Consider the following 2,804-nt stretch of genomic DNA (forward strand, 5'->3'; position numbering starts at 1 on the left):
TCGTTGTGGCTTTGCGGCCAATGCCAGCTCCGTCGCAGCCGCCAGCCATCAACGATGTCACCCACCAGATAGATGATATCGGCATCGTGATATCGAAGGAAATCGATCAGGAACTCGGCCTTGGCCGCCTTCGAGCCCAGATGGACGTCGGAAATGAACATGCTGCGGAAAGTGCGGGGCTCTTGGCCGGACATCGCGATTTCACCGTTGCTTTCGCGAGCCTATGCCCCGATTCATGCAACAATCGTATGACGGTTGCGATTGGTCCAGCCGAAGGACTAGCTTGCCGGCCAAATCACAGGAGAAATCGTCATGGATCTTGGTATCCGCGGAAAGAAGGCCATCGTCTGCGCTTCGAGCAAGGGACTTGGGCGCGGTTGCGCCGTGGCGCTGGCGGAAGCCGGCTGCGACGTCGTCGTCAACGGACGCAATGCCGAGCTGGTGGCGAAAACCGCCGCTGAGTTGCGCGAGCGCTATGGCGTCACGGTGACGGAAGTCGTCGGCGACGTCTCGAAGCCGGAGGTGCAGAAGGCGCTGCTCGTGGCTTGCCCCGAGCCGGACATCCTGGTCAACAACAATGGCGGACCGCCGCTTCGCGACTTCCGCACGCTCGATCGCGAAAAGATCCTCGAAGGCGTTACCCAGAACATGGTGACTCCGATCGAGCTCGTGCAGGCCGTGCTGGACGGCATGGCGGCGCGCGGCTTCGGTCGCATCGTCAACATCACCTCGCTGTCGGTCTATGTGCCCATTCCCGGCCTCGACCTGTCGTCCGGCGCGCGTGCCGGCCTGACCTCGTTCCTTGCCGGCGTGGCCAGAACGGTTGTCGACCGCAACGTCACCATCAACAGCCTTCTGCCGGGCAAGCTCGACACCGACCGGCTGCGCGGCCCGCATGAGGCCGGCACAGTCGAAAGCCCTCAGGCCGCAGCCGCGCGCAAGACCCGCATCAGCGCCGATGTTCCGGCCAAGCGGCTCGGCACGCCGGAGGAATTCGGCCAGATCTGCGCCTTCCTGTGCTCGGTCCACGCCGGCTATCTGACCGGGCAGAACATACCGGTCGATGGTGGTCTTTACGTCAGCGCCTTTTGATCAACTTATCCGTGAAACGGTCGGATCCGTCCGTCAGACAATCGTTATAAGTATTTGATTGTTCAATACTTTCTACGCGCCGCCGGGTATTGCCGCCGGCGCGTCAATTAGCGTCGCGAAAAACCACGGCTGCATGCTAAAAGGGAATCTCCAGGCAGATTTCGAGGGAGCGGCCGCATGGAAGGCGAGAGCAAAAAGACGGCACGTTCGGACCTCGACGAAGCCGCCCTCTACTTCCACAAGCACCCAAGGCCGGGAAAGCTCGAGATACAGGCGACCAAGCCGCTCGGCAATCAGCGCGACCTCGCGCTCGCCTATTCCCCCGGCGTCGCCGCCCCCTGCCTGGAAATCCGCGACGATCCGGCGACCGCCGCCGACTACACCGCACGCGCCAATCTGGTCGGTGTCGTCACAAACGGATCGGCCGTGCTCGGCCTCGGCAATATCGGCCCGCTGGCCTCCAAACCGGTCATGGAAGGCAAGGCCGTCCTGTTCAAGAAGTTCGCCGGCATCGATGTCTTCGACATAGAGATCGACGCGCCCGCTATCGAGCGCATGGTCGAGACGATCTCGGCCCTCGAGCCGACCTTCGGCGGCATCAATCTCGAGGACATCAAGGCGCCGGAATGCTTCGAGGTCGAGGAACAGCTGAAGGCCCGCATGGGCATACCGGTGTTCCACGACGACCAGCACGGCACCGCCATCATCGTCGCTGCCGCCGTGCTCAACGGGCTGGAGTTCGCCGGCAAGACCATATCGGACATCAAGATCGTCACCTCCGGCGCCGGGGCTGCCGCCCTTGCCTGCCTCAACCTGCTGGTCTCGCTCGGCGCCAAGGTCGAAAACATCTGGGTCACCGACCGTTTCGGCGTCGCCTACAAGGGCCGCACCGATGAGATGGATCGTTGGAAAGACCCCTATGTGAAGGACACCGAGGCGCGCACGCTGGCCGACGTCATTTCGGGCGCCGACGTCTTCCTCGGCCTGTCGGCGGCAGGCGTACTGAAGCCGGAACTGCTCCAGCACATGGCGCCGAAGCCGCTGATCCTGGCGCTGGCCAACCCCAATCCGGAGATCATGCCGGAAATAGCGCGTGCAGCGCGTCCGGATGCGATGATCTGCACCGGCCGGTCCGATTTTCCCAATCAGGTCAACAACGTACTGTGTTTTCCTTACATTTTTCGCGGTGCGCTCGACTGCGGCGCCAGCGCCATCAATGAGGAGATGAAGATGGCGGCGGTGCGGGCAATCGCAGCGCTCGCACGCGAGGAACCTTCGGACGTCGCGGCCCGCGCCTATTCCGGCGAGACGCCGATCTTCGGCCCTGAATTCCTGATCCCTTCGCCCTTCGATCCGCGGCTGATCCTGCGCATAGCGCCCGCGGTCGCCAAGGCAGCCTGCGACACCGGCGTCGCGACGCGGCCGATCACCGACTTTGCCGCCTATATCGACAAGCTGAACCGCTTCGTCTTCCGCTCCGGCCTGGTGATGAAGCCGGTGTTCTCGTCCGCCAAGGCATCGAGCGCCAAGCGCGTCATCTATGCCGACGGCGAGGATGAGCGCGTGCTGCGGGCTGCCCAGGTGGTGCTCGAGGAAGGCATCGCCGAGCCGATCCTGATCGGCCGCCCGCACGTCATCGAAGTGCGCCTGAAGCGCTACGGCCTGCGCATCAAGCCCGGGGTCGATTTCGGCCTCATCAACCCGGAAGACGA

Annotated in this window: 2 protein-coding genes and 1 pseudogene; 2 read left to right on the forward strand and 1 reads right to left on the reverse strand. The window is 63.4% G+C overall.

Annotated features, from left to right (window positions below):
• Positions 1-194 (reverse strand): annotated as a pseudogene (locus EN879_RS31015) (UDP-2,3-diacylglucosamine diphosphatase); the annotation flags it as partial.
• 118 nt (positions 195-312) lie between these two features.
• On the opposite strand from EN879_RS31015, the gene EN879_RS31020 reads away from it, so the two are divergent.
• Entirely contained in the window at positions 313-1,092 is a 780-nt protein-coding gene (locus tag EN879_RS31020) for an SDR family oxidoreductase (RefSeq protein WP_063167910.1), read from the forward strand.
• 177 nt (positions 1,093-1,269) lie between these two features.
• Positions 1,270-2,804: phosphate acyltransferase (locus EN879_RS31025; protein ID WP_127274482.1), on the forward strand; the 1,535-nt coding region annotated here is incomplete at its 3' end.

Origin of the sequence: Mesorhizobium sp. M7A.F.Ca.AU.002.02.1.1 (assembly GCF_003998535.1) — a bacterium.
GTDB classification, from domain to species: domain Bacteria; phylum Pseudomonadota; class Alphaproteobacteria; order Rhizobiales; family Rhizobiaceae; genus Mesorhizobium; species Mesorhizobium ciceri.

Bases quoted from the DNA above. Each gene is read 5' to 3' on its own strand.
- EN879_RS31020 (WP_063167910.1), top strand. From the start codon at position 313: ATGGATCTTGGTATCCGCGGAAAGAAGGCCATCGTCTGCGCTTCGAGC.